Origin of the sequence: Pseudomonas sp. R4-35-07 (assembly GCF_003852235.1) — a bacterium.
Lineage (GTDB): Bacteria > Pseudomonadota > Gammaproteobacteria > Pseudomonadales > Pseudomonadaceae > Aquipseudomonas.
Genome location: NZ_CP027732.1, coordinates 5,443,748 through 5,469,079, shown reverse-complemented (window position 1 = coordinate 5,469,079; position 25,332 = coordinate 5,443,748). Strand labels below are relative to the sequence as shown.

The following is a 25,332-nucleotide window of genomic DNA, read 5'->3' as shown; positions in this document are numbered from 1 at the left end:
GCGTAAGCAATTCATATAAGCGTAATGCGGTTCATGTAGTTGCTGAACGCCTGCAAGTAACGCGGGATCGGAATCAGGAAGGCGTCGTGGCCTTGCGGTGCATCGATCTCCAGGTAGCAGACGTCTTTGCGCGCAGCCATCAGGGCGTCCACCAGCTCGCGTGAGCGCGCCGGCGAGAAGCGCCAGTCGGTGGTGAACGACATTACGCAGAACTTGGCCGTGGCCTGCTCGAAGGTTTTCGCCAGGTCGTCATTGAAGTTCGCGGCCGGGTCGAAGTAGTCCAGCGCCTTGGTCATCAGCAGGTAGGTGTTGGCGTCGAAACGCCCGGAGAACTCCTCGCCCTGATAACGCAGGTAGCTTTCCACCTGGAACTCGACGCTGTGGAAGTCGTAGTTGAGCTTCTCGCTCTTGAGGCCACGGCCGAATTTCTCGCCCATGGAATCATCGGACAGGTAGGTGATGTGCCCGACCATCCGCGCCAGCATCAGGCCACGCTTGGGGATCACCCCCGCTTCCTGGAACGAACCACCGTGGAACTCCGGGTCAGTGAGGATGGCCTGGCGCGCCACTTCGTTGAAGGCAATGTTCTGCGCCGACAACTTGGGCGCCGAGGCGATCGCGAGGCAGTGGCGCACGCGATCCGGGTAGGTGATGGTCCATTGCAGGGCTTGCATGCCGCCCAGGCTGCCACCGATCACGGCCGCCCATTGGCCGATGCCCAGCAGGTCGGCGAGGCGCGCCTGGCTGTGCACCCAGTCTTCCACGGTGAGTACCGGGAAGTCGGCGCCGAAGGGCTTGCCGGTCTCCGGGTTGAGGCTGCTGGGGCCGGTGGAACCGTTGCAGCCGCCGAGGTTGTTCAGGCTGACCACGAAGAACTTGTTGGTGTCGATGGGCTTGCCGGGGCCGATGCAGCTGTCCCACCAACCGGGCTTGCGCTCGTCGACGCTGTGGAAGCCCGCAGCGTGATGGTGGCCGGACAAGGCGTGGCAGATCAGCACGGCGTTGCTCGCCGTGGCGTTGAGTTGGCCGTAGGTTTCGTAGATCAGGTCGTAGGCGGGCAGCGAACGGCCGCAGGCCAGGGCCAAGGGTTCGCTGAAGTGCGCCATTTGGGGCACGACCAGTCCAACGGAATCGGGGGGGAAGGCAGTTGGCATCGACCCTGCTCTCGTTTAAATGAGGCGTAAGTCTAAAGACCACTGGACCCAGCGGCAAGCAAAGGCCTGCGCCGGTACACAGATACAAAATGTGGGAGGGGGCTTGCTCCCGATGACGGTGTGTCAGTCGACATCTATTTGACTGATCTACTGCCATCGGGGCAAGCCCCCTCCCACACTTTCCAGCGTATTGTCAGATCAGGCCGAACAGCTCTTTGGGCATGAACGCATAAAACGCCAGCCGTGGAATCACCCAGCTCTGGATCAGCTGGATCGCGATAAACGCGAAGATCGGCGAAATATCCAGACCGCCCAGGTTGGGGATCAGGCGGCGGAACGGCGCCAGCACCGGTTCGGTGATCTGGTAGACCAACTCGGCGCCTGGGCTGCGGCTGCCGGGGGCAACCCACGAGAGGATCACGCTGATGATCATCGACCAGAAGATGATCTTCAAAAACAGCGAGAAAATGCCGATCAGCGCCCATGGCAACAGCAGCACCGTGAAGGCCTGGTAGCCGTTGAGCATCAGAATCACCACGAACAGCAGGATCTGCAGCAGCAGTGCCAGTACCAGCGACGACATGTCCAGCCCGAACAGGCTCGGTATCACCCGGCGCAGCGGCTTGAGCAGTGGTTGGGTGGCCTTGACCACGAACTGGCACAACGGGTTGTAGAAGTTCGCCCGCACCAGTTGCAGGATAAAGCGCATCAGCACGATCAGCAGGTACAGGCTGCCCAGGGTCTGGATGATGAAGATGGCAGCGTCATTGATTCCGAGCATGTTTGTTTACCTTGGTAAGTGACGACTATTTGCCCAGTTGCTCAGCCATTTCGGCGGAACGATGTGCCGCAGCACCCAGTGCTTTTTCCACCAGGGCTTCAAAGCCACCGGCCTGGAATGATTCGATAGCGGCGTGCGTGGTGCCGCCCGGAGAGGTTACGCGACGGCGCAGCTCGGCCGCATCCACATCGCTGGTCACCGCCATCTTCGCGGCGCCCAGGGCGGTTTGCTCGGCCAGTTGCTCGGCAACGTCGGCAGGCAGGCCCAGTTTCACGCCGGCGGCGGTCATGGCTTCGATCAACAGGAAGAAGTACGCCGGGCCGCTGCCGGAAACGGCGGTGACTGCGTCCAGTTGCTGCTCCTGCTCCAGCCACAGGGCAATGCCCACGGCGGATAACAGTTGCTGGGCCTGGTCACGCTGTGCGGCGCTGACGTCGGCGGTGGCGTACAAGCCGCTCACGCCCTGGCGCAACAAGGACGGCGTATTCGGCATGCAACGTACGATCGGTTGGGCACCGAGCCAGGTGTTCATGCTGGCGCAGGTGATGCCGGCGGCGATGGACACCACCAGCTGATGCGCCTGCAGGCTTGGGCGCAGGCTTTCGCACACGGCCTTCATGGTCTGGGGCTTGACCGCCAGCACAATGACGTCGACGCCCTGGATGGCTTCGGCGTTGTCGGCAAAGGTTTCAATGCCGTGTTCGGCGCTGACGCGGGCGCGGGTTTCGGCGCCTGGATCGCTGGCGCGAATCTGCGCAGCGTCCAGGCCCTTGGCCCGCAGGCCGCCGATCAGGCTGGCTGCCATGTTACCGGCGCCGATAAAGGCAATACGCATGTCTTTCATGACAGGTCCTTAGCTAGATGAACGTCAGCCATTTCACGGCTGGCCGTAGTCGCGGGCGCCAAACAGCGCGGTACCGATCCGCACCCAGGTGGCGCCTTGAGCGATGGCCGACTCGAGGTCGTGGCTCATGCCCATGGAAAGTGTGTCGAGTGGCAGGTTCAGGCTGGCTTGCAGCTCGCGCACCGTAGCGAACGCCGCATCCTGCGCCGCGCGATCGTCAGTCGGCTCGGGGATCGCCATCAGGCCCCGCAGCTTCAGGCGCGGCAGGGCGCTGATGGCATTGGCCAGGACCGGCAGGTCGGCGGGCGTACAGCCGGACTTGCTGGCTTCGCCACTGACGTTGACCTGGATGCAGATATTCAGCGCCGGCAGGTCGGCAGGGCGTTGTTCGGACAGACGTTGTGCGATTTTCAGGCGGTCCACGGAATGCACCCAAGCGAAGTTCTCGGCGATCGCGCGAGTCTTGTTCGATTGAATGGGGCCGATGAAGTGCCAACTCAAGGGCAAGTCGGTTAATTCGGCCTGTTTGCCCAGGGCTTCCTGCAGATAGTTTTCACCAAAGTCATGCATCCCGGCGGCAAAGGCTTCGCGCACGGCTTGCGCCGGTTTGGTCTTGCTCACGGCCAGCAGGTGGATGCTGCTTGCGTCACGCTGCACGGCGTCGGCGGCGGCGCGGATGCGCTGGCTAACCAGGCCGATGTTGTCTGCTATCGTCGACATTCAAGTTGCGCCCGTGGATATGGAGTCCGCGGCATTCTACTGGAAATGGAAAGCCCTATGGATATCACTGAATTACTGACGGCCAGCGTGCGCCGAGGCGCCTCCGACCTGCATTTGTCGGCCGGCCTGGCGCCGATGTTGCGCATCGATGGCGAGGTCTGGCCGCTGGACAGTCCGATACTGGCCGGCACGCAAGTGGCGGATTTACTGAGCCCTTTGCTCAACCAATACCAACAAAAGGATTTCGAAACATCTCTTGAAACGGATTTTGCGTTCGAGCTGCCTGGCGTGGCGCGCTTTCGCGCGAATGTGTTCCAGCAGGCGCGTGGCGTTGGCGCGGTGTTTCGCACCATCCCCACCGACATCCAGAGCCTGGAAAGCCTTGGCTTGGGCGAGGTGTTCCAGCGTATCGCGCTGTTACCCCGTGGCCTGGTGCTGGTGACCGGGCCCACCGGGTCGGGCAAGTCCACCACGTTGGCGGCGATGATCGACTACCTGAATCGGCATCGGCGCCAGCACATCCTCACGCTGGAAGACCCCATCGAATTTATCCACAGGCCGAAAATGGCGTTGATCAACCAGCGCCAGGTGCATCGCGATACCCACAGCTTTTCGGTGGCCCTGCGCTCGGCGCTACGCGAAGACCCGGATGTGATCCTGGTGGGCGAGCTACGTGACCTGGAAACCATCCGCCTGGCGCTGACGGCCGCTGAGACCGGCCATCTGGTATTTGGCACCTTGCACACCACCTCGGCGGCAAAGACGGTAGACCGGCTGGTGGACGTGTTCCCGGCCGCAGAAAAGGCCATGGTCCGCTCAATGCTGTCGGAGTCGCTGCAGGCGGTGGTGTCCCAGGTGCTGGTGAAGAAGGTCGGCGGCGGACGGGTAGCGGCTCACGAGATCATGCTGGGCACGCCGGCCATTCGTAATCTGATCCGCGAAGACAAGGTGGCGCAGATGGTCTCGGCCATCCAGACCGGCGGGGCAGTGGGGATGAAGACGCTGGATATGAGCTTGAAGGCGTTGGTCGCGCAGGGCGTGATCAGTCGGGACGACGCGCGAGAAAAGGCGAGGGTGCCAGCAGACATATGAGTTTCAGCAAACAATGAAACCAAATGTGGGAGGGGGCTTGCTCCCGATAGCGGTAGATCAGCCAACAAATCTGTTGAATGACACTCTGCTATCGGGAGCAAGCCCCCTCCCACATTGACTGCATTTCAGCCTGGAATCAGCGCTGCACGATCCGCAGGGTGTTGTTCTGCTCTTTGGGCAGCACCCGCTTGGCGATCACGTAGTTCTTGTCCCAGAACGGCTTTTTCAGCGTGTCGATGCTCACCGACTTGCCACGACGTGGCGCGTGGATGAAGCGGTCGTTGCCCAGATAGATGGCAACATGGTTGACCTGGCGGCTCTTGAGCTTGAAGAACAACAAATCGCCCGGCTTCAGGTCTTTGCGATCGACTTTCAACCCGTGGCCGGCGGCCATGGCGTTGGACGTGCGCGGCAAATCCACGGCCTTGACATCGTTGAACGCATATTTCACCAGGCCGCTGCAGTCGAACCCTTTACTTGGGCTGCTGCCGCCCCAACGATAAGGAGTACCGAGCACGTTGACGGCACGGCTGAGAACATCGCTGCTTTGCTTGGTATTCACGGCCAGCTGGGTGGAAAGCGTTTTACCGTGGGCCTTGCTCAGTTGAGTCGGGCGGCTGACAGTCGGCTTTACCGATTTGGCGGTGCTGGGCGTGCTATGAACTTTAGGGGTAAAACCGTTAACGTTTGGAAGACGTTGCTCACGATTGGTGGCGTGGGCGGCCAGTGGCATTAATAGGCAAATGGTTAGCCATGTCTTGAAAAATGGTCGCATTAGGCGTGGCTCTTATGGGTTTGCGCGCAACTTTATAACAGGTTTTGGTGTCGTTCTCAGGCCGTTTGTCGACTGAACCTTGAGGTCAAATTCAGCAAAAACGCGACGATTCGTCGCAATTGTCCGACACAAGTCAGGCGGCATAAGGCTTTGAGGGCAGGAAGATACCATTTGCCGTACGTCGGGCGCCCGTAAAAAAGTCACAAAAAAAATGAACAAATTTATCTATTGAGTGAAAAGAGGTAGTTCATGAACACCTATCAACAGGTTGCTTCGCAGCAAGACACCCACAGCAAGGTGATCGGTTACCTGCTATGGATTTTCGGTTTTACCGGAGCGCATCGCTTCTATTACGGCAAGCCGGTCACCGGCACGATCTGGTTTTTCACCTTCGGCCTGCTCGGCATTGGCTGGCTGATCGACCTGTTCCTGATCCCGGCCATGGACCGTGAAGCTGACCTGCGTTTTACCGCCGGGCCCATCGAGTACAACGTGGCCTGGATTCTGTTGGCATTCCTGGGCGTGTTCGGTGTGCACCGGATGTACCAGGGCAAATGGATCACCGGCCTGATCTACCTGCTGACCGGCGGTTTGTTCCTGGTGGGGGTGCTGTACGACTTCTGGACATTGAACAGCCAGATTTCGATCCGCAATGCCGAGCGTAACAACGGGCGCTGATCGTTTAGGCCTAATAGAAAATCAATGTGGGAGGGGGCTTGCCCCCGATAGCAGTGGGTCAGCTACAGATAAGCTGACTGACCCACCGCAATCGGGGTGTAGAACCGTAGACATCGTTTACATCTGAAACCGGGGACATCGTTTACACATTTGAGGCTTGGACGCGGGTCATACCTCGCCCAAGCCTTCCCAGGGGATAATCACACAAGTACAAATCCCAAACATCATCCTCAGCCTCTTTAAGCCCTATCTGCTCCCCTGACAGCGCCTCGCTGATAAATACCAACTTGCCGTTCCACTTGATCGACCCGTCCTGTCTGACGCTTCGAACCTTCATTTCGGACGGATACTCCACATCCGGCAAGCATCCTGGGTAAATCCGGGTAGACGGCACATACACGTCCCCTGGACGCTTCATACCGAGCGCTTCATGAGGGCGCACGTAATTGAACTCATGCCTGAAATGCTCCAGCAAAAGCTGCTGCTCGATTAAGTTTTCTCCTAAGGGCAGCTCCAGTTTCAAGCTACGGTGCATCCGCTCATGGCGACCATTTTGGGCCGGTCTTCCTGGCATGGTGCGCTCCGGATAGATGCCCAGACGTATCCACCAAACTGCCAGCGTGGATATTCTTGCCAGGCCAGGAGAGGCAAACGGAACACCGTTGTCCGACCGAATAACTTCGGGCATGCCGTACTCCTGAAACAGTCTCTCAAAGGCTTGTTTAACAGGTTCAGTCTTGATCTTTGAATGAGCCCTGCACGCCAAAATCATCCGGGAAGCGTGGTCTGTGATGGTCAAAGGGAAGCACATCTGCGCGTTATGCATTTTGAATTGCCCTTTGTAGTCGGCGCACCACGTCTGGTTAGGTTCGTTGGCCTCGCGCATTACTACAGGGGAAGTACCGTGTCTGCGCTTGAAGCGCCGCTTTTGGACGAGCCCAAGTCGATCAAGCCATTGGCCTGCTGTACTTGGGGAAGGCCAGGCGATGGAGGGATCTTCAAGTCGCAATAGCTCGAGAAGCTTCTTCGGACCCCATTTATCGTGCGCCTCCTTCATCGCCACCACACGGGCCAGGATTTCATCGTCGATTTTATTGGGGCTGTTGTGAGGGCGTCGGGACAGTTCGGCTAACGACTTTAAATCGCCATTGTGCCGGCCGATCCATTTGTCGACGGTAGGCCGACTTACGTTAAAGCGGCGCGCCAGCTGGCTTTTGGTGTAATTACCAGAAAGCCAGTCAGCGACCAGTCTGATTCGTTGATTCATCGGAGACTCTTGGTTCCAGGGCATGATCAGTTACCTCCTGATCATGCGTATTAACCTGTAAACCATGTCCCCGGTTAGAAATGTAAACGATGTCCCCGGTTTGTACCGGGGCAAGCCCCCTCCCACATTTTTTGTGTTCGCTTCAGATCGGCTTCAAGCCTGGTAGCTGATCCGCCCATCCATCAGGGTGTACCGCACCGTCGCCGGCAGGCTGTGACCAATGAACGGGCAATTTTCCCCCTTGGACAGCCAGTGCTCCCCGGCAACCGTGGAGCTGGCCGGGTCAAATAGCACCAGGTCCGCCGCCGACCCCACCGCCAGCTGGCCCGCCGGCAAGCGCAAGGCCTGGGCCGGGCCGGTGCTCAGACGTGCCAGCAGCGTAGGCAGGTCCAGCAAGCCATCCTCCACTAAGGTCATCGCCAGCGGCAGCAGCAGCTCGACGCTGCTGATACCCGGCTCGGTGGTGCCAAACGGCGCCAGCTTGGCATCGCGCTCGTGGGGCTGGTGGTGGCTGGAAATCGCCGAGACCACGCCCGACTTTACTGCCGCGCGCAAACCTTCACGGTCGGCCAGGGTGCGCAGCGGCGGCTGCACGTGATAGAGGCTGGAGAAGTCGATCAGCGCTTCGTCGGTCAGTATCAACTGATACAGCGCCACGTCTGCCGTCACCGGCAAGCCGCGGGCCTGGGCCTGGGCGATCAGGGCGACGCCGCGGGTGCTGGTCAGTTGGCTGAAGTGCGCGCGTACGCCGCTTTGTTCCACCAGCAACAAATCACGGGCCAGGGCCACGGTTTCTGCGGTTTCCGGGATGCCCGGCAAGCCGAGGAAGCTGGCCACCGCGCCTTCATGGGCCAGGCCGCCTTCGGCCAGGTCGCGGTCCTGGGAATGAAAGATCACCGTCAGGTCGAAGGTGGCCGCGTATTCCAGGGCACGGCACAAGGTACGGCTGCTGCGAAAGCTTTCCAGGCCGTTGCTGAACGCCACACAACCGGCGTCGCGCAAGGCGATCAGCTCAGCCAGTTGTTCGCCTTCCAGGCCTTTGCTCAAGGCGCCGACAGGGAACACTTTGCAATTACCCGCTTCACGAGCACGGTCGAGGATCAACTCGGTGACCGCCGAGGTATCGAGGATCGGCTTGGTGTTCGGCGGGCAGCACAGGCTGGTCACGCCACCGGCGGCGGCCGCACGGGTTTCGCTGGTGATGTTGCCTTTGCGGCTGTAGCCCGGCTCGCGCAGGGCGACGTTAAGGTCCACCAGCCCTGGCGCGGCCACCAGGCCTTTGGCGTCGATGCTCTCGACGGCAAGAAAGCCTGCCGGCGCTGCGCCAATGGCGACGATCTTGCCGGCGTCCAGATGAAGGTCGGTAACGCGATCCAGGCCACTGGCCGGATCGATGACGCGGGCGCCGAGGATGCTGAGCTTCACTGGGCGTTCTCCTGCTCGAATTGACGTTGCGCGGTTTGCCCGCTCATGGCCATGGACAGCACGGCCATGCGGATGGCGATGCCGTAGGTCACCTGGTTGAGAATCACCGACTGCGGGCCGTCCGCCACCGCCGACTCGATTTCCACCCCTCGGTTGATCGGGCCGGGGTGCATCACGATGGCATCCGGCTTGGCACCGGCCAGGCGTGCGGTGGTCAGGCCGAACAGGCGGTAGAACTCGCCCTCGCTCGGCAGCAGGCCACCGGCCATGCGTTCGCGTTGCAGGCGCAACATGATCACCACGTCGACATCCTTGAGGCCTTCGGCCATGTCGGTGTAGACCTTCACGCCGTACTGTTCGACCCCAACAGGCAGCAAGGTTTTTGGCGCGATCACGCGAATGTCCGGGCAGCCGAGGGTCTTCAGGGCCAGCATGTTCGAGCGCGCGACCCGCGAGTGCAGGATGTCGCCGACGATGGCCACCGAGAGGTTTTCAAAGCTGCCTTTGTGCCGACGGATGGTAAGCATGTCGAGCATGCCCTGGGTCGGGTGGGCGTGGCGGCCATCGCCGCCATTGATGATCGCCACATTCGGGCAGACATGTTCAGCGATGAAATGCGCCGCGCCGGAATCGCCATGGCGTACCACGAACATGTCTGCGGCCATGGCCTCCAGGTTGCGCAAGGTGTCGAGCAGGGTTTCGCCTTTGCTGGCCGACGAGGTGGATACGTTCAGCGTGATCACGTCGGCCGACAGCCGCTGGGCGGCCAGCTCAAAGGTGGTACGGGTGCGCGTGGAGTTCTCGAAGAACACGTTGCAGATGGTCTTGCCGCGCAGCAGCGGGACTTTTTTCACCGCCCGGCCACCGACTTCGAGGAACGAGTCAGCGGTGTCGAGGATTTCGGTGAGCAGTTCGCGGGGCAAACCATCGAGGGACAAGAAATGTTGCAACTGACCCTGAGCATTGAGCTGCAGCGGGCGCTTGGCATCTAGAGGCGTCATCGCGGGGACTCTTTTACAAGGCGGGTTAAAGGGCAAGGTCTTGCAGTTCGAGTTCGAGCGGCGTTGGACCGGACAATTTTACCCGCTGGTGGGCTTGCAAAGACAGCGTCGCACCGACCACATCCGGGCTGATCGGCAATTCCCCAGCCTCCAGGTCCAGCAGGCACACCAGGGTGATACTGGCCGGGCGGCCGTAGTCGAACAGCTCATTCATGGCTGCGCGTATGGTACGCCCGCTCATCAATACGTCGTCGATCAGCACTAGGTGCTGGCCTTCGATCTCGAACGGCAGCTGTGAGGGGCGCACTTGCGGATGCAGGCCGTTCTGGCTGAAATCGTCACGGTAGAAGGACACATCCAGCGTGCCCAGGGGCGAGTCGCTGCCCAGCTCTTCCAGCAACGCCTGGGCCACCCACACACCACCGGTGCGGATGCCGATAAAGCGCGGTTCGCCGATGGCACGGTGTTCCAGGTGCGCCTTGAGGCGTATCGCCATCTGGCTGATCAGTTCGGCGGGATTGGGCAGGCTCATGGTGGCTCCTCATTAAGTGTGTAGGAGCGAGCTTGCTCGCGAGAAACGTCAACGATAACGCGTGAAGCCTGGATGTACGCGGTGCCTGTGAGTTCTTCGCGAGCAAGCTCGCTCCTACAAAAGCGGCAAAGCAGCAAGCCGCGTCAGTCAGGATTCAAATAAAGCGGTGTTTTCATCCAGCCAACCCTGCAGCAACAGGGCGGCGGCGATGGCATCCACGGGGTTGTCGCGGTAACTGCCCTTCTGCCCGCCACGGTCACGGCGCTCGCCCTTGGCTTCAAAGGTGGTCAGGCGCTCGTCGTGGGTATAGAAGGGCAGGTTGTAGCGGCCATTGAGGCGGCGCGCGAACTTTTCGGCGCGCAGGCACATCTCGCTGGGCGTGCCGTCCATGTTCAGGGGCAGGCCGACCACGACGGCATCGGGCTTCCATTCCTTGATCAGCGCTTCGACCTGGTTCCAGTCCGGCACGCCGTTCTGGGCCTTCAATGTGCACAGCTCGCGGGCCTGGCCGGTGATCACCTGGCCCACCGCTACGCCGATCTGTTTGGTGCCGTAGTCGAACCCCAGGATCAGACGCAAAGCCATCAGGCGTGCCCCGCCTGGCTGGTCAACAGGCTGAGGTTGACCCGCAGCTTGGCGGCGGCGGCTTCCAGGCGCAGTTCGCTGGCGGTATTGAAGAGGATGTCGGCGTCGAACGGGCAGGTCAGCCAGGCATTGCTGGCCAGTTCGGCCTCCAACTGCCCGGCTTCCCAACCGGCGTATCCCAGAGTGATCACACTTTGCTCGGGGCCGACGCCGTCGGCAATCGCGAACAACACATCCTGGGACGTGGACAGCGAGACGCCCTCAAGGTCTACCGTGGCCTGGAACTTCGGCCCGCTTGGGTGCAACACGAAGCCACGATCAGTCTGCACCGGCCCGCCGATGTAGATCGGCACGCCTTGGCAGCTGGCTGGCGGATCGATTTCCGGGCGCAGCTGCTCGAGGATATCGGCCAGGTTCAGCTCCTGCGGGCGGTTCACCACCAGCCCCATGGCACCATTGGCCGTGTGCTCGACGATGTAGGTCAAGGTCTGCGCAAAGTTCGGGTCGGCCATATGGGGCATGGCGATCAGGAAGTGATGCTTGAGGTAGGTCGGGCTGACATTTTTCATGTCCACTAGTGTGGCGTTGGAGGGGCGAACTGACAAGCTGGGAGTTACTGATCGTTCCCACGCTCTGCGTGGGAACGTATCCGGTGACGCTCAGCGTCGCGGCTTTAAAACAGGACGCGGAGCGTCCGGGGCAGCATTCCCACGCGGAGCGTGGGAATGATCCGGCGATTAGTTGCTGGAAAGGCGGTCACCCTTGGCGAATTTCCAGGTGCGGATGATTTCCAGGCGGTCCACATCGTTCAAGTCGCCCGTAAAAGGCGCGAAGGGCGCGGCCAGGCGCACGATGCGCTGGGCGGCCTGGTCCAGCAAGGGCTGGCCGGACGACTCCAGTACCTGCACTTCATACAGCGAACCATCGCGGTTAATCGACACCAGCAAGCGCAAATTGCCGTAGATCTGCTGGCGGCGCGCCTCCTCCGGATAGTTGAGGTTGCCGATGCGCTCGACTTTCTTGCGCCATTCGTCCTTATACCAGGCGCCTTTGTCGCGCATGGTCGAGGCGGCGTTCAGGCGGTAGATGCGCGGGCGCTTGGCGTAGAGCTGCTGTTCGTGGGCCAGTTCGGCTTCGAGGCTGGAAATCTCGTCGGACAGCGTCGAGCTATCGAACGTTGGCGCAGGCTTGACGGGCTCGGGTTTGGGCTCGGTCTTGGTCTTTTCTCGCTGGGTCGGGGCTTTTTGCGGTTTGGGCGCAACCGTGGTCACGGCAGCCTTGGGCGTGGCCTGTTTGACTTCAGGCTTGGGAGCCGGCGGTGGGGTGACTTTGTTGACCTTGTTGTCCTGGAACGGCGCCACTTCGGTGGTCTTGGGCACGGCTTTCTTGTCGAGCGTGCCGCTGCCTTGCTGGTTCTCCTGGGCGAGAAAATCGGCCTTCTCGGGCTTTTTATCGCTCTTGAAGGTGGCCAGCGTGATTTCCAGGGTTTTGGTGATCTGCTTGGGTTCGACCATGGTGAAACCCAGGCCGAGGATCAGTGCGAGGTGAATCAGCGCTGCCAGGAACAGGGTAAATCCGAGCCGATCAGCCGGGCGCACGCCGCTGTGGGAGAGTTCGGGGGGCAGTTCGGACGGCAGAGGCATAAAAACCAACATCGCGTGTATCTGGGTTCGGCATGATAGCGCAATGTTGGTTTTTAGCTTCAAGCGACAAGTTACAAGCTGCAAGCTTTGACGTAGTCCGGCTTTAACCTTGCCGCTTGGAGCTTGCCCCTTGCAGCTTCGCATCTATCGCGGCCATCAGCATTTCGCCGATGTTGGTGCCAAATGCGTTATCAATCTCGCGAATACAGGTCGGGCTGGTGACGTTGATCTCGGTGAGGTTTTCGCCAATTACGTCAAGTCCTACGAACAGCAGACCTTTTTCGCGAAGGGTCGGGCCGACTTGAGCGGCGATCCAGCGGTCCTTGTCCGACAACGGCCGCGCTTCACCACGGCCACCGGCCGCCAGGTTGCCACGGGTCTCGCCGGCCGCCGGGATGCGCGCCAGGCAATAATCCACCGGCTCGCCGTCGATCATCAGGATGCGTTTGTCGCCATCCTTGATCGCTGGCAGGTAGGCCTGGCCCATGATCTGCTGGGTGCCCAGCGCGGTCAGGGTTTCCAGGATCACCGAGAGGTTCGGGTCGCCCGCGCGGTGACGGAAGATCGAGGTGCCGCCCATGCCGTCCAGCGGCTTGAGGATCACATCACCGTGCTTGGCGGCGAACTCACGCAGCACGTCGGCGCGGCGGCTGACCACGGTCGGCGGCGTGCACTGCGGGAACAGCGTGGCGAACAGTTTTTCATTGCAGTCGCGCAGGCTTTGCGGCTTGTTGACGATCAACACGCCGGCGCGTTCGGCCTGCTCCAGCAGGTAGGTGGAATAAACGAATTCCATGTCGAACGGCGGGTCCTTGCGCATCAGGATCACGTCCAGGTCGCTCAGGGGGCTGTCGATTTCATCCTGCAGTTCGAACCACTTCTCGGGGTTGGCGAATACCTGCAACGGGCGCATCCGCGCACGGGCCTCGCCGTCGCCCTGGTAAAGGTCGCGCTGTTCCATATAGAACAGGGTCCAGCCGCGGGCCTGGGCGGCCAGGAGCATGGCCAGCGAGCTGTCCTTTTTATAGGAAATGCTGGCGATAGGGTCCATGACAATGCCGACGCGAACGCTCATGGGGGATTTCCTCTAGCAAATTAGGGCGCATAAAAGTGGCGTCAGAGTGGCGCTGCGGCTGTTGTGGGTCAAGGAAAAACCACCAGGCGGGCGCCTCGATAGATTGCGCCCGGAGACTGTGCTAAAAAGACTGCCACGGCGCAGCAGCCCTTGAATTCCAAGGCTTGTGGCGCTCATTCTGTGAGAGATCAGGCAGTACACACCGAAAACCGATTCGCTGTGGCGATGGTAGAGCAACTATGGAACAGCATTCCAACGCCTTGAGAGTGATGGTGATCGACGATTCGAAAACGATCCGCCGCACCGCCGAGACGCTGTTGAAGAACATGGGGTGCGAGGTCATCACGGCCATCGACGGTTTCGATGCCCTGGCCCGAATCGTGGACCATCACCCGCACATTATCTTTGTCGACATCATGATGCCGCGCCTGGATGGCTACCAGACCTGCGCGCTGGTGAAGAATAACCCGGCGTTCAAGTCGATCCCGGTGATCATGCTGTCCTCCAAGGACGGCCTGTTCGACAAGGCCAAGGGGCGTATCGTGGGTGTCGATCAGTTTTTGACCAAGCCTTTCAGCAAGGAAGAACTGCTGGGTGCGATCAAGGCCTATGTGCCTGCCTTCGCCGCAGTAGAACAAGCACACTGACGCCGCCTCAAAGGGGCCGGCGCCGACCAATGTAGTGGGGAAAACCATGGCACGTGTTCTGATCGTCGACGATTCGCCGACCGAAATGTACAAACTGACCGGCATGCTGGAAAAGCACGGTCACGAGGTTCTCAAGGCCGCCAATGGCGGCGATGGTGTGGCGCTTGCCCGCCAGGAAAAACCTGACGCGGTATTGATGGACATCGTGATGCCGGGCCTCAATGGGTTCCAGGCCACGCGCCAACTGACCAAAGACAAAGAAACCGAGCACATCCCGGTAATCATCATCACCACTAAAGACCAGGAAACCGACAAGGTGTGGGGCACTCGCCAGGGCGCCAAGGACTACCTGACCAAGCCGGTCGATGAAGAAACCCTGATCGCCACGCTGAACAAGGTGCTGGCCGGTTGACGGCACGCCATCATGACCGAGTCGCAAACCGCCTTTGAGCTGCTGCTGGACATCGACCGCCGCTGCCGCCTGCTGGCCGCCGACCTGCCGTCCCAGGAAACCCGCCTGCAACGCTGGAGCGGGATTGGCTTTCGCCTGGGGCAGCAATGGTTTGTGGCGCCCATGGGCGAAGTCGCCGAGGTGTTGCATGAGCCGCGCTGCACCCTGATGCCTGGCGTCAAGCCCTGGGTCAAGGGCGTGGCCAACCTGCGCGGGCGCTTGCTGCCGGTGATGGACCTGGGCGGGTTCCTCGGCCAGGCACTGTCCAAGGCGCGCAAGCAACGGCGGGTGCTGGTGGTGGAATTCAACGATCTGTTTGTCGGGTTGCTGGTGGACGAGGTGGTGGGCATGCAGCATTTCGCACTGGACGCCTGGCAGGCGAGTACCGCCGCTGGCGCGCCGTTTATCCAGGGCCAATTCGATGGCGACCCGCAGTGGCAGGTCTTCAGCCCCTTCGCCCTGGCCCAGGCTCCAGGCTTCATGGATGTTGCCGCATGAGCACCGTGACCACGCCCAAGCCCCAGGCCGCCTCGCGCAGCCGCTCGCAGATCATCGTGCTGTTTATCGCCCTGATCGTGTTCATCATGCTGTTGTTCGCCAACTTCGCGTACCTCAACACGCAGTCCACCTACGACAAACAGTACATCGGCCACGCTGGCGAACTGCGGGTGCTGTCCCAGCGCATCGCCAAGAACGCCACCGAAGCCGCCGCCGGCAAGGCAGCCGCGTTCAAACTATTGGGCGAGGCGCGCAACGATTTTGCCCAGCGCTGGGGCTATCTGAAAAAAGGCGACCCGCAAACGGGCCTGCCAGCCGCACCCAGCGCCGTACGCGCTGAAATGCGTGCGGTGCAGACCGACTGGGAAGCCCTGCTGAAAAACACCGATGCCATTCTCGCCAGCGAACAGACCGTGCTGTCATTGCACCAGGTGGCCGCCACCCTCGCCGAGACCGTGCCGCAGTTGCAGATAGAGTCGGAAAAAGTCGTCGACATATTGCTCCAGCGCGGCGCCCCCGCGAGCCAGGTAGCGCTGGCCCAGCGCCAGTCATTGCTGGCGGAGCGCATCCTGGGCGCGGTCAACACCGTGCTCGCCGGCGACGAAACCGCGGTGCAGGCCGCCGATGCCTTCGGTCGCGACGCCAACCGTTTTGGCGTGGTGCTCAATGGCATGCTCAACGGCAACCCCGGCCTGCGCATCACCCAGGTCGAAGACCCTGATGCCCGCGCCCGGTTGGGGGAAATTGCCGAACTGTTCGAATTCGTCTCGGGTTCCGTCGATGAAATTCTCGAAACCTCGCCACAGCTGTTTCAGGTACGCGCTTCGGCGAGCAATATTTTCAACCTGTCGCAAACCCTGCTCGATGAAGCCTCGCACCTGGCCACCGGTTTTGAAAACCTCGCTGGCGGGCGCAGTCTGGATACCCTCGGCGGCTATGTGCTGGGGCTTTTGGCGCTGGCCTCGATCATCCTGATCGGCCTGGTGATGGTGCGCGAGACCAACCGCCAACTGCATGAAACCGCCGAGAAAAATGAGCGTAATCAGAACGCGATCATGCGTCTGCTGGACGAAATCGAAGACTTGGCTGACGGCGACCTGACTGTCACGGCCTCGGTCACCGAAGACTTCACCGGCACCATTGCCGATTCGATCAACTATTCGGTGGATCAGCTGCGCGACCTGGTGGCGACCATCAACCTCACCGCCGGGCAAGTCGCCGGCGCGGTGCAGGAGACCCAGGCCACCGCCATGCACCTGGCCCAGGCCTCGGAGCATCAGGCCCAGCAGATCGCCGAAGCCTCCACCGCGATCAACCAGATGGCCCAATCCATCGACCAGGTGTCAGCCAACGCCGCCGAGTCCTCAGCGGTGGCGGAGCGTTCGGTAGAGATCGCCAACAAGGGCAACGAGGTGGTGCACAACACCATCCACGGCATGGACAACATCCGCGAACAGATCCAGGACACCGCCAAGCGCATCAAGCGCCTGGGGGAATCGTCCCAGGAGATCGGCGACATCGTCAGCCTGATCGACGACATCGCCGACCAGACCAACATTCTCGCCCTGAACGCCGCGATCCAGGCGAGCATGGCCGGGGATGCCGGGCGCGGTTTTGCGGTGGTGGCCGATGAAGTGCAACGGCTGGCCGAACGCTCATCGGCCGCCACCCGGCAGATCGAAACCCTGGTGCGGGCGATCCAGGCCGACACCAATGAAGCCGTGATTTCCATGGAACAGACCACCACCGAAGTGGTGCGCGGCGCGCGGCTGGCCCAGGACGCCGGGGTGGCCCTGGAAGAGATCGAAGGGGTCTCGAAAACCCTGGCGGCCTTGATCCAGAGCATCTCGAACGCGGCGCAGCAGCAGACCTCGTCGGCGGGGCAGATTTCCCTGACCATGAATGTGATTCAGCAGATCACCACGCAGACGTCGTCCGGTTCCACGGCGACGGCCGAAAGCATTGGCAACCTGGCGAAGATGGCCAGTCAGTTGCGGCGCTCGGTGTCGGGTTTCACGCTCCCGCCACCCAAAGAGGTCGATGATTGAAATGCGGTCAAAATGTGGGAGGGGGCTTGCCCCCGATTGCGGTCTAACAGTCAAAAGTTGGTCGCCTGACACACCGCCATCGGGGCAAGCCCCCTCCCACATTGGATCTCCATCGTTTGTGAGATACCAGCAACTCATGAATTCTAAGCGGAGCAGTTATGGTTGATCGGCACGACTACGTGGCCCTCGAATGGGTCAAGGGCGACATTGCCGAAACCCTGAAACAGGCTCGTTCGGCGCTGGACGCTTATGTTGAAACCGGCGACGGCATTGATGCGTGCCTGGCCGGTATCCACCAGGTGCACGGCGCGCTGCAAATGGTCGAGTTCTACGGCGCGGCCCTGCTGGCTGAAGAGATCGAAGCCCTGGCACTCGCGCTGCAGGCCGGGCAGGTCAGCCAGCGCGACGAAAGCATCCGCCTGCTGCAACAGGCCCTCGGCCAATTGCCGCTGTACCTGGACCGCGTGCACAGCGCCCGTCGCGACCTGCCGCTGGTGGTGCTGCCGCTGCTCAACGATTTGCGCAGCGCCCGCGGTGAAGGCCTGCTGTCGGAGACCAGCCTGTTCAGCCCGCAGTTGCTGACGATCGCGCCGCTGCCCGATGAGGCGCTGGCTCAGCGCACAGCGCCGGACATTCACGAACAACTGCGCCAATGGCACGCACTGCTGCAACAAGCCCTGGCCGGGTTGCTGCGCGAGGACCACGGCCCGAGCAACCTGGAAGACATGGCGCGGGTGTTCGCGCGCCTCGAAGCTTTGTGCCAGGGCGCGCCGCTGTTGCCGTTGTGGCAAGTCACCTCGGCGCTGGTCGAAGGCATGCTCACCGGGGTGATCGCCAACAGCCCGGCACTGCGCAGCCTGCTCAAGGCCAGCGGTAAGCAACTCAAGCGCCTGCTAGCCCAGGGCATTGTCGGGATCAACCAGCCGGCGCCGGATGAGCTGCTCAAGAGCCTGCTGTTCTACGTCGCCAAAGTCACCCGGCCGACGCCGCGCATGCAGAGCCTGAAGGAGCGCTACGGCCTGGACGAGGCCCTGCCCGACAGTGCCGTGGTCGATGCCGAGCGGGCGCGCCTGGCCGGGCCGGACCGCAACGCCATGGGCTCGGTGCTCGGCGCATTGTGCGAAGAGCTGGTGCGGGTCAAGGAACGCCTCGATCTGTTCGTGCGCAGCGACCGCCAGCACACCCAGGACCTTGACCCGCTGCTGGCGCCGCTGCGGCAGATCGCCGATACCCTGGCGGTCCTCGGTTTCGGCCAGCCGCGCAAAGTGATCATCGACCAGCTCGCCGTGGTCTTGAGCCTGGTGCAGGGCCAGCGCGAACCCAGTGACGCTGTACTGATGGACGTTGCCGGGGCGTTGCTCTACGTCGAAGCCACATTGGCCGGGATGGTCGGCACGGTGGAGCCGGAGAGCCGCGAAGAGAGCCGCCTGCCGACCACCGACCTGACCCAGATCCACCAATTGGTGATCCGCGAATCCTGCCAGTGCCTGCGCCAGGCCAAAGAATTGGTGATCGATTGCATCGAGGCCGATTGGGACCGCCAACGCCTGGAATCCCTGCCGGAGCTGCTGAGCCAGGTGCGCGGCGCCCTGGCGATGATTCCACTGCCTCGCGCGGCAAGCTTGATGCGCGGCTGTACCAATTACGTCGATGAGCAATTGATGGTCAACGATGCCGCGCCCGGCCAAGCGCCGTTGGCGCATTTCGCCGAGGTGATCAGCAGCCTGGAGTACTACCTGGAACGCATGCTCCAGGACCCCGACGCCGCTGGGGAAAAAGTGCTGGAACTGGCCACCCAGGGCCTGAGCGCGCTGGGCTACCTGCCGGTGGAAAAACCCTGGCGCCAGGCACTGGCTGCGCCCGACGGTGCCCTGTCCGGCGACAGCGCGCCAAGCCAGTCCCAATTCGATGCGCTGGCCAGTCCCACCTCGCGCCTCAACCCTCCGGCCCTGCAGCGCCCGGGGAGCTTGCAGCCGCCCCCACCCGATGAAGCGCCGATTGACGATGAGTTGCGCGAAGTCTTCCTCGAGGAAGCCGATGAAGTCCTCGAAGTGCTGCACCGTTACCTGCCCGACAGCACGGAAAAAACCGCCCAGGGCGAAATGCGCCGTGCCTTCCACACCCTGAAAGGCAGCGGCCGTATGGTCCGCGCCCTGGTGATGGCGGAACTGGCCTGGGCCGTGGAAAACCTGCTGAACCGCGTGCTTGAGCGCAACGTCGCCATGGGCCCTGAAGTGCAGCAGGTGCTGGATGACGCGGTGGCGCTGCTGCCGGAGTTGATCGCCGACTTCGCCACCGACGACCAGCGCCAGCGCGATGAGGTCGACGCCCTCGCTGCCCGCGCCCACGGGTTGGCCAGCGGCGCCCAGGTACCGGTTGCCGAGCCCCACGATCCGATGTTGCTGGAGATCTTCCGCAATGAAGCCCAGAGCCATCTGGACAGCCTCGACCAGTTCCTGCAACAGGCCGCCGAACACCTGCCGCTGCAGGTCAGTGATGAATTGCAACGCGCCCTGCATACCCTCAAGGGCAGCGCCTACATGGCCGGCGTGTTGCCGATTGCCGAACTGGTACGTCCGCTCGACCACCTGACCCGCGAATACAAGGCGCACCGTGTGCCGCTGGACCTGGACGAAATCGAGTTGTTGCTGGAAGCCGAGGGCCTGTTGCAAAAGGGATTGCGTGATCTGAACGGCGATCCCCTGGCGCCGATCAAGGGCGCCGCAGACTTGATCACGCGCACCCAAGGTCTGTTGGACCAACAGCTCGAAAACCTGCTCAACGCCCCCGGCACCGGCCTGCGCGTCAAGTGCGACCCGCAACTGATCAGCAACTTCCTGGCCCAGGGCATGGACATCCTGCTCGACGCCGAAAGCCTGCTGCGCCGCTGGCAGCAACACCCCGGCGAGCGCCAGGAGCTGACTGCGCTGCTGGACGAACTGACCACCCTGGGCGAGGGCGCGCACATCGCCGATCTGCACCCTATCGATCAATTGTGCGAAGCCTTGCTCGACCTGTATGGCGCGGTGGAAGAAAGCAGCCTGGCGGTCAGCGAGCGGTTCTTCCAAGAGGCCGAGCAGGCCCATGAAGCGCTGATCAATATGCTCGACCAACTGGCGGCCGGGCAGGAAATCAGCCCGGCGCCGATACGGGTACAGGCCCTGCGCGCGTTGCTGGATGACGCCCTCGATCCCTCTGCCACCGGCCTGATCAAACGTGACGGCAGCCGTGGCCTGAGTGTCGCCGAGCTGGGTGCTGCGACCGAGGAGCTGAGCCGGCACACGGCGATGGACGATGAGATCGTCGACATCTTCCTTGAAGAGGCGGTGGATATCCTCGACAGCGCCGGGCAATCGCTCAAACGCTGGTTGCTGGAGCCCGATGGCCTGGCGCCGTTGTCCTCGTTGCAGCGGGACCTGCACACCCTCAAGGGTGGCGCACGCATGGCCGAAATCGGCCCAGTGGGCGACCTGGCCCAGGAGCTGGAATGTGTCTACGAGGGGCTGGTAGACCGCCGCTACAGCTATTCCACCGAGCTGTCCCAGCTGCTGATGGCCAGCCACGAACGCCTGGCCTTGCAGTTGGAGGAACTGCATCAGCACCAGCCCCTGAGCGACAGCGCCGAGCTGGTCGCGAGGTTGCGCGAACTGCGCCACAGCAGCCTTTCGGCGGCCCCGGTTGCGTCACCGGAAGCCTCGGGTGCCGACCCCGAGCTGCTGGATATTTTCCTCGAGGAAGCTGCCGATATTCTCGACAGCTCCGGCAGTGCGTTGCTGCGCTGGCAGGCCGAACCCGGCAACCGCCAGGAAGTGGAAACCCTGCTGCGAGACCTGCACACCCTCAAGGGTGGCGCGCGCATGGTCGAGATCGGCCCGATTGGCGACCTGGCCCACGAGTTGGAGTTTCTCTACGAGGGGCTGTCCGCAGGGCTGCTCGCGCCGTCGCCCGAGCTGTTCGCGCTGCTGCAAGGTTGCCACGACCGGCTGGCGCAGATGATCGATGCGGTGGCGGACGGCTTGCCGGTGGGCTCGGTGGACAAGCTGATCGAGCGCATCAAAAGCCTGGTGCACCCCAGCGATGAGCCGGTAGTGCCGGTGGCATTACCGGTGGGTAAGGCGGAAGCGGCGGTCGACCCGGCCGCCGACATGGTGAAGATATCTGCCGAACTGCTCGACGACCTGGTCAACCTGGCCGGCGAAACATCGATCTTCCGCGGCCGTATCGAGCAACAAGTCAACGACGCACGCACTGCGCTCACGGAAGTGGAAACCACCATCGAGCGCATGCGCGACCAACTGCGCCGCCTCGACACCGAAACCCAGAGCCGGCTTTTCAGTCGCCAGCAGGCCGAGGCCGAGCGCCTGGGCTACGAAGAATTCGACCCGCTGGAAATGGATCGCCATTCGCAATTGCAGCAATTGTCCCGCGCGTTGTCCGAATCGGCCTCCGATTTACTCGACCTCAAAGAAACCCTTGAGCGCCGCAATCAAGACGCCCATGACCTGCTGCAGCAACAGGCGCGTATCAACACCCAGCTGCAGGAAGGCCTGATGCGCACGCGCATGGTGCCGTTCGAGCGTATGCTGCCGCGCCTCAAGCGCATCGTGCGCCAAGTGGCGGGTGAACTGGGCAAGGACGTCGAATTCGTGGTCGGCAATGCCGAGGGCGAAATGGACCGCAACGTCCTGGAGCGCATGGCGGCGCCGCTGGAACACATGCTGCGCAACGCCGTCGACCATGGCCTGGAGTCCCGCGAAGTGCGCCTTCAGGCGGGCAAGCCGGAGAAGGGGCGCATCACCCTGGACCTGACCCACGAAGGCGGCGACATCGTCTTCGACATGCGCGACGACGGCGCCGGGGTGCCCCTCGAAGCCGTGCGCCGCAAGGCGATCAAGCGCGGCCTGCTCGACCCCAATCAAGAGATCAGCGACCGCGACGTGCTGCAGTTCATCCTGCAACCGGGGTTTTCCACTGCAGAAAAAATCACCCAGATTTCCGGACGCGGTGTGGGCATGGACGTGGTGCACGAAGAAGTGCGCCAGCTCGGCGGTTCGATGGTGATCGACTCGATCCCCGGCGTGGGTGTGCATTTCCGGATTCGCCTGCCGTTTACCGTGTCGGTCAACCGTGCGCTGATGGTGCAGTGCGCGGACGATCAGTATGCGATCCCGCTCAATACCATCGACGGCCTGGTGCGCGTGCCGCCCCATGAACTAGCGGGGCACTACCAGCAAGATCCGCCGCGCTATGCCTATGCCGGCCAAGTCTACGAACTGTTTTACCTCGGCGACCTGCTGCACACCGTCAGCCGCCCCAAACTGCTCGGCCAGTACCAGCCGGTGCCGGTGTTGCTGGTGCAGTGCAATGAACGGCACGTGGCGGTGCATGTGGATGCCATGGCCGGGACCCGCGAGATTGTGGTCAAGGGCCTGGGACCGCAGTTTGCGGGTGTTCAGGGCTTGTCCGGGGCGACGATCCTGGGCGATGGCCGTGTGGTGTTGATCATCGACCTGCTGGCGCATATCCGCGCACGACAACCGGCGTTGCCGGCGCAGTCGGTGGATGCGCCGCTGATCCTCAACGACCCGCTGAAAAAGCGCCCGCTGCTGGTGCTGGTGGTGGACGACTCGGTCACCGTGCGCAAAGTCACCAGCCGCCTGCTGGAGCGCAATGGCATGAACGTGCTGACCGCCAAGGACGGCCTCGACGCCCTCGCCGTGCTCGAGGAACACACCCCGGACCTGATGCTGCTCGACATCGAAATGCCGCGCATGGACGGCTTTGAAGTGGCGATCCAGGTGCGCAACGATCCACGCCTGATGCGCCTGCCGATCATCATGATCACCTCGCGCACCGGCCAGAAACACCGCGACCGCGCCATGGCCATCGGCGTCAACGACTACCTCGGCAAGCCGTACCAGGAGTCGGTGCTGCTGGAAAGCATCGCGTATTGGAGCAAGTCCCATGCTTGACCATCGCGCAAGCCAACTCACCGGGCTGTTGCTACCGTTGGCTGACCGTCACCTGATAGTGCCCAACGTTGCGGTAGCCGAACTGATCGACTTCCAGCGCGGCGAACCGGCCAGCGATGCACCGCCGTGGTACCTGCGCCAGGTGACCTGGCGCGATCGGCAAATCCCCTTGATCAGCTTCGAAGCCGTGTGCGGCGAAGCCAGCATGACCGGCGAGCGTTCACGCATCGTCGTGTTGAATGCACTGGGTGGACGGCCGACCTTGAAGTTCATTGCGCTGGTAATCCAGGGAATCCCGCGCTCGTACAAGCTCGACAGTGAACTGAGCTACGTGGACGTCCCGCTGTGCCCGCTGGAGCTGGCGGCGGTACAGGTGGGCGAACATGTGGCGAAGGTGCCGGACTTGATGGGGCTGGAAGCGTTGCTGGCCGAGTCCGGACTGGCCTGAGCCCTACGCAGATCCAATGTGGGAGGGGGCTTGCCCCCGATGGCGGTGTGCCAGTCTCAGCAACTGTCACTGAACCACCGCTATCGGGAGCAAGCCCCCTCCCACACTGATTGTGCTCGTCTGCAGACCTCAGTCAATCCGCGCAAACCGCTCGATCACTGGCTGCTCACGATGCTCGGCCTGCCACAAGTCGTAGGCGCTTTGCATCGACAGCCATAGCCGAGCGCTGCTTACGCCAGCGCGCTCCAACCTCACGGCAAGGTCGGGGCTGACAGGCGCATGACCATGCAGGATCCTTGAAAAGGTTTCGCGGGCGAAGCCAAGCCGCCGTGCTATTTCGGTGATGGTAATGCCCAGGGCCGGAATCACATCTTCAAGCAATATTTCACCTGGGTGAGGTGGGTTGTGCATACCCATATCGGTACCTCTACTCAGTGGTAGTCAAGATAATCCACCAGTTCGACCTGGTCGTCGAACATCCGAAAAATGATGCGCCAGTTACCACTTATGCTGACGGACCAGTAGTCGATCAGATCGCCTTTCAAACGGGATTTAGCGTTCCCTTTTTGGGACCGCTATCTAATAGACACCACTGGACAAATGTGGGAGGGGGCTTGCTCCCGATAGCGGTGTATCAGCCAATGAATCTGTCAGCTGACACACCGCTATCGGGTGCAAGCCCTCTCCAACATTGTTCATGCTCGTCTCCAGACCTCAAACGAAGGATCGCCCGTGGTGGGGTTGGATGAAGAAAGGCTAGAGAGACAAGTTCCGAGCAACAACCTGAACATCTTGTAGGAATGAGATGTGGTTGTTGTCGGCGAGTTCTGCATTTGTATTTATTGGGTTTTCAGGCCTGAGCGGGGTGGCTAAGTTCTACGCTCCTCACTGCCAGCAAGGACCTGCAAATGGCCGTACCATTAATGCCGCCTGGTGTTTCAATGCTTGAAAACATGGCGATATCCAAATGCAAGCGCATTCATCTCAAGCCCGGTTCGGCATTCGCCTATTCGTGGTTTTATTCCCAGGTTCGTGCAGCCGGCCCATGGAACTACAAGAAGCGGGGGCGTCAGTACGAAGCTTTTGGTAACTTCAATTACGGTGCTACGGGCACGGTGCTGGGCATTCCCGAAAATGTGTTGCTGCGAGCCGCCGGTGTCGCTCAAACCGTCGCCAAAACGACCCGTCCGGATTTTGGATCATGGTGGGGCGGTGAGCCTTTTGGTGATGACCCACGGGACCAATATTGGATAAGAAGAGGTATTGAATATGCCATTTCGCAAGGCCACTGAGCGCCTCATGCCTGTTCTGCGTAATTGCCTGCTTGTGGTCTGCCTGATCTATATCGGCGGCAGTTGGATCCTGTCGCCCGGAACACCGGACTTGGATGAAGTGGTGTTGAAGCATTCCCTGGGCAACGGTATGTCGATCTATGGTGCGCGAGATAGCCAAGGTGGTGCGACGGTGGGGTTTTCCTACAGGTACTACGTGCATAAGGATTTGGGAAGTGATCAGGAAATCCTCAGCGCATTAGTGCCTGCACCCCCTTTTCTCAAAACAAAAGAGCCGGATGTCCAAGTCAATAATGAAGGGGGGGCCCTGCAGCTGGTTATTCAGGGAGAAGTGTATGAGTACCACAGTTATGCACTGGAAGGCCTGGGGAAGGTCAAGGTGATGATGGTGTTGTGATGGGCTG

At 61.5% G+C, this 25,332-nt stretch carries 24 protein-coding genes and 1 pseudogene; 10 read left to right on the top strand and 15 right to left on the bottom strand.

All coding sequences use genetic code 11. The features are described 5' to 3' along the window. Positions 1-11: 11 nt before the first annotated feature. The 4 genes from C4J89_RS25105 to C4J89_RS25090 all read right to left on the bottom strand — a co-directional run bounded on the left by C4J89_RS25105 (position 12) and on the right by C4J89_RS25090 (position 3,499). Positions 12-1,154: a homoserine O-acetyltransferase gene (locus C4J89_RS25105; RefSeq protein ID WP_124364808.1), complete on the bottom strand. Its 1,143-nt coding sequence runs from the start codon at positions 1,152-1,154 to the stop codon at positions 12-14. A gap of 193 nt (positions 1,155-1,347) precedes the next feature. Continuing rightward, complete coding sequence (locus C4J89_RS25100) at positions 1,348-1,935, bottom strand: YggT family protein (RefSeq protein WP_124364807.1); 588 nt, start codon at positions 1,933-1,935, stop codon at positions 1,348-1,350. A gap of 25 nt (positions 1,936-1,960) precedes the next feature. Then, positions 1,961-2,779, bottom strand: a complete 819-nt coding sequence (proC, locus tag C4J89_RS25095; protein WP_124415821.1) for a pyrroline-5-carboxylate reductase — start codon at positions 2,777-2,779, stop codon at positions 1,961-1,963. A gap of 33 nt (positions 2,780-2,812) precedes the next feature. Next, positions 2,813-3,499: a YggS family pyridoxal phosphate-dependent enzyme gene (locus C4J89_RS25090; RefSeq protein ID WP_124415820.1), complete on the bottom strand. Its 687-nt coding sequence runs from the start codon at positions 3,497-3,499 to the stop codon at positions 2,813-2,815. A 57-nt stretch (positions 3,500-3,556) separates the two neighbouring features. On the opposite strand from C4J89_RS25090, the gene C4J89_RS25085 reads away from it, so the two are divergent. Continuing rightward, positions 3,557-4,591: a type IV pilus twitching motility protein PilT gene (locus C4J89_RS25085; protein ID WP_124415819.1), complete on the top strand. Its 1,035-nt coding sequence runs from the start codon at positions 3,557-3,559 to the stop codon at positions 4,589-4,591. Positions 4,592-4,727: 136 nt separating this feature from the next. Here the strand turns inward: C4J89_RS25085 and C4J89_RS25080 are convergent, their stop codons facing one another. After that, positions 4,728-5,366 (bottom strand): C40 family peptidase, encoded by a 639-nt coding sequence (locus C4J89_RS25080; RefSeq protein WP_124364803.1) that lies wholly within the window; start codon positions 5,364-5,366, stop codon positions 4,728-4,730. 249 nt (positions 5,367-5,615) lie between these two features. Between C4J89_RS25080 and C4J89_RS25075 the strand changes: the two genes are divergently transcribed. Further along, a complete protein-coding gene (locus tag C4J89_RS25075) occupies positions 5,616-6,044 on the top strand; it encodes a TM2 domain-containing protein (RefSeq protein ID WP_124415818.1) in 429 nt (142 codons plus the stop codon). Between the two features lie 142 nt (positions 6,045-6,186). On the opposite strand, the gene C4J89_RS25070 is transcribed toward C4J89_RS25075, so the two are convergent. The 8 genes from C4J89_RS25070 to gshB all read right to left on the bottom strand — a co-directional run bounded on the left by C4J89_RS25070 (position 6,187) and on the right by gshB (position 13,572). Next, entirely contained in the window at positions 6,187-7,335 is a 1,149-nt protein-coding gene (locus C4J89_RS25070; protein WP_124415817.1) for a DDE-type integrase/transposase/recombinase, read from the bottom strand. A 129-nt stretch (positions 7,336-7,464) separates the two neighbouring features. Next, a complete protein-coding gene (locus tag C4J89_RS25065; RefSeq protein ID WP_124415816.1) occupies positions 7,465-8,736 on the bottom strand; it encodes a dihydroorotase in 1,272 nt (423 codons plus the stop codon). Next, positions 8,733-9,737 (bottom strand): aspartate carbamoyltransferase catalytic subunit, encoded by a 1,005-nt coding sequence (locus tag C4J89_RS25060; protein ID WP_124364800.1) that lies wholly within the window; start codon positions 9,735-9,737, stop codon positions 8,733-8,735. The genes C4J89_RS25065 and C4J89_RS25060 overlap by 4 nt, the downstream gene beginning before the upstream one ends. Positions 9,738-9,762: 25 nt before the next feature. After that, positions 9,763-10,269 carry a bifunctional pyr operon transcriptional regulator/uracil phosphoribosyltransferase PyrR gene (gene pyrR / locus C4J89_RS25055; protein WP_124415815.1) on the bottom strand — a complete coding sequence of 169 codons (507 nt, stop codon included), beginning with the start codon at positions 10,267-10,269 and terminating at the stop codon, positions 9,763-9,765. 147 nt (positions 10,270-10,416) lie between these two features. After that, positions 10,417-10,854, bottom strand: a complete 438-nt coding sequence (gene ruvX / locus C4J89_RS25050; RefSeq protein WP_003213744.1) for a Holliday junction resolvase RuvX — start codon at positions 10,852-10,854, stop codon at positions 10,417-10,419. Then, on the bottom strand, positions 10,854-11,423 hold the full coding sequence (locus C4J89_RS25045) for a YqgE/AlgH family protein (protein WP_124364798.1): 570 nt from the start codon (positions 11,421-11,423) through the stop codon (positions 10,854-10,856). Before C4J89_RS25045 ends, ruvX begins: the two co-directional genes overlap by 1 nt. A 168-nt stretch (positions 11,424-11,591) precedes the next feature. Next, positions 11,592-12,497 carry an energy transducer TonB gene (locus C4J89_RS25035; RefSeq protein ID WP_124415813.1) on the bottom strand — a complete coding sequence of 302 codons (906 nt, stop codon included), beginning with the start codon at positions 12,495-12,497 and terminating at the stop codon, positions 11,592-11,594. Positions 12,498-12,600: 103 nt separating this feature from the next. Beyond that, on the bottom strand, positions 12,601-13,572 hold the full coding sequence (gene gshB, locus C4J89_RS25030) for a glutathione synthase (protein WP_124415812.1): 972 nt from the start codon (positions 13,570-13,572) through the stop codon (positions 12,601-12,603). A 239-nt stretch (positions 13,573-13,811) separates the two neighbouring features. On the opposite strand from gshB, the gene pilG reads away from it, so the two are divergent. From pilG to C4J89_RS25000, 6 genes are all read left to right on the top strand, one after another. Beyond that, complete coding sequence (gene pilG, locus C4J89_RS25025) at positions 13,812-14,219, top strand: twitching motility response regulator PilG (RefSeq protein WP_124364796.1); 408 nt, start codon at positions 13,812-13,814, stop codon at positions 14,217-14,219. 46 nt (positions 14,220-14,265) lie between these two features. Then, entirely contained in the window at positions 14,266-14,631 is a 366-nt protein-coding gene (gene pilH, locus C4J89_RS25020; RefSeq protein WP_034116227.1) for a twitching motility response regulator PilH, read from the top strand. Between the two features lie 12 nt (positions 14,632-14,643). Next, positions 14,644-15,168 carry a chemotaxis protein CheW gene (locus C4J89_RS25015; protein ID WP_124364795.1) on the top strand — a complete coding sequence of 175 codons (525 nt, stop codon included), beginning with the start codon at positions 14,644-14,646 and terminating at the stop codon, positions 15,166-15,168. After that, positions 15,165-17,216, top strand: a complete 2,052-nt coding sequence (locus C4J89_RS25010; protein WP_124415811.1) for a methyl-accepting chemotaxis protein — start codon at positions 15,165-15,167, stop codon at positions 17,214-17,216. Before C4J89_RS25015 ends, C4J89_RS25010 begins: the two co-directional genes overlap by 4 nt. Positions 17,217-17,374: 158 nt before the next feature. Beyond that, positions 17,375-23,188 carry an Hpt domain-containing protein gene (locus C4J89_RS25005; RefSeq protein WP_124415810.1) on the top strand — a complete coding sequence of 1,938 codons (5,814 nt, stop codon included), beginning with the start codon at positions 17,375-17,377 and terminating at the stop codon, positions 23,186-23,188. After that, positions 23,181-23,636 (top strand): chemotaxis protein CheW, encoded by a 456-nt coding sequence (locus tag C4J89_RS25000; protein WP_124364792.1) that lies wholly within the window; start codon positions 23,181-23,183, stop codon positions 23,634-23,636. The genes C4J89_RS25005 and C4J89_RS25000 overlap by 8 nt, the downstream gene beginning before the upstream one ends. Before the next feature lie 129 nt (positions 23,637-23,765). On the opposite strand, the gene C4J89_RS24995 is transcribed toward C4J89_RS25000, so the two are convergent. Continuing rightward, complete coding sequence (locus C4J89_RS24995) at positions 23,766-24,053, bottom strand: HigA family addiction module antitoxin (RefSeq protein ID WP_124415809.1); 288 nt, start codon at positions 24,051-24,053, stop codon at positions 23,766-23,768. Between the two features lie 14 nt (positions 24,054-24,067). Then, positions 24,068-24,181, bottom strand: a pseudogene (locus C4J89_RS24990) (type II toxin-antitoxin system RelE/ParE family toxin); the annotation flags it as partial. A gap of 363 nt (positions 24,182-24,544) precedes the next feature. Between C4J89_RS24990 and C4J89_RS24985 the strand changes: the two are divergent. Continuing rightward, positions 24,545-24,928, top strand: a complete 384-nt coding sequence (locus C4J89_RS24985; protein WP_124372157.1) for a polymorphic toxin type 44 domain-containing protein — start codon at positions 24,545-24,547, stop codon at positions 24,926-24,928. After that, on the top strand, positions 24,906-25,325 hold the full coding sequence (locus C4J89_RS24980; RefSeq protein WP_124415808.1) for a hypothetical protein: 420 nt from the start codon (positions 24,906-24,908) through the stop codon (positions 25,323-25,325). The genes C4J89_RS24985 and C4J89_RS24980 overlap by 23 nt, the downstream gene beginning before the upstream one ends. Positions 25,326-25,332: the final 7 nt, after the last annotated feature.

Excerpts from the sequence above, each read along its gene's own strand:
- C4J89_RS25010 (WP_124415811.1), top strand. The coding sequence starts at position 15,165 with ATGAGCACCGTGACCACGCCCAAGCCCCAGGCCGCCTCGCGCAGCCGC.
- C4J89_RS25080 (WP_124364803.1), bottom strand. The coding sequence starts at position 5,366 with ATGCGACCATTTTTCAAGACATGGCTAACCATTTGCCTATTAATGCCA.
- C4J89_RS25105 (WP_124364808.1), bottom strand. The coding sequence starts at position 1,154 with ATGCCAACTGCCTTCCCCCCCGATTCCGTTGGACTGGTCGTGCCCCAA.
- C4J89_RS25035 (WP_124415813.1), bottom strand. The coding sequence starts at position 12,497 with ATGCCTCTGCCGTCCGAACTGCCCCCCGAACTCTCCCACAGCGGCGTG.
- C4J89_RS25090 (WP_124415820.1), bottom strand. The coding sequence starts at position 3,499 with ATGTCGACGATAGCAGACAACATCGGCCTGGTTAGCCAGCGCATCCGC.
- pilG (WP_124364796.1), top strand. The coding sequence starts at position 13,812 with ATGGAACAGCATTCCAACGCCTTGAGAGTGATGGTGATCGACGATTCG.
- C4J89_RS24985 (WP_124372157.1), top strand. The coding sequence starts at position 24,545 with ATGGCCGTACCATTAATGCCGCCTGGTGTTTCAATGCTTGAAAACATG.
- C4J89_RS25045 (WP_124364798.1), bottom strand. The coding sequence starts at position 11,423 with ATGAAAAATGTCAGCCCGACCTACCTCAAGCATCACTTCCTGATCGCC.
- C4J89_RS25070 (WP_124415817.1), bottom strand. The coding sequence starts at position 7,335 with ATGCCCTGGAACCAAGAGTCTCCGATGAATCAACGAATCAGACTGGTC.
- C4J89_RS25000 (WP_124364792.1), top strand. The coding sequence starts at position 23,181 with ATGCTTGACCATCGCGCAAGCCAACTCACCGGGCTGTTGCTACCGTTG.
- C4J89_RS25100 (WP_124364807.1), bottom strand. The coding sequence starts at position 1,935 with ATGCTCGGAATCAATGACGCTGCCATCTTCATCATCCAGACCCTGGGC.
- pilH (WP_034116227.1), top strand. The coding sequence starts at position 14,266 with ATGGCACGTGTTCTGATCGTCGACGATTCGCCGACCGAAATGTACAAA.
- ruvX (WP_003213744.1), bottom strand. The coding sequence starts at position 10,854 with ATGGCTTTGCGTCTGATCCTGGGGTTCGACTACGGCACCAAACAGATC.
- pyrR (WP_124415815.1), bottom strand. The coding sequence starts at position 10,269 with ATGAGCCTGCCCAATCCCGCCGAACTGATCAGCCAGATGGCGATACGC.
- C4J89_RS24995 (WP_124415809.1), bottom strand. The coding sequence starts at position 24,053 with ATGGGTATGCACAACCCACCTCACCCAGGTGAAATATTGCTTGAAGAT.
- proC (WP_124415821.1), bottom strand. The coding sequence starts at position 2,779 with ATGAAAGACATGCGTATTGCCTTTATCGGCGCCGGTAACATGGCAGCC.
- gshB (WP_124415812.1), bottom strand. The coding sequence starts at position 13,572 with ATGAGCGTTCGCGTCGGCATTGTCATGGACCCTATCGCCAGCATTTCC.
- C4J89_RS25005 (WP_124415810.1), top strand. The coding sequence starts at position 17,375 with ATGGTTGATCGGCACGACTACGTGGCCCTCGAATGGGTCAAGGGCGAC.
- C4J89_RS25085 (WP_124415819.1), top strand. The coding sequence starts at position 3,557 with ATGGATATCACTGAATTACTGACGGCCAGCGTGCGCCGAGGCGCCTCC.
- C4J89_RS25075 (WP_124415818.1), top strand. The coding sequence starts at position 5,616 with ATGAACACCTATCAACAGGTTGCTTCGCAGCAAGACACCCACAGCAAG.
- C4J89_RS25015 (WP_124364795.1), top strand. The coding sequence starts at position 14,644 with ATGACCGAGTCGCAAACCGCCTTTGAGCTGCTGCTGGACATCGACCGC.
- C4J89_RS25060 (WP_124364800.1), bottom strand. The coding sequence starts at position 9,737 with ATGACGCCTCTAGATGCCAAGCGCCCGCTGCAGCTCAATGCTCAGGGT.
- C4J89_RS24980 (WP_124415808.1), top strand. The coding sequence starts at position 24,906 with ATGCCATTTCGCAAGGCCACTGAGCGCCTCATGCCTGTTCTGCGTAAT.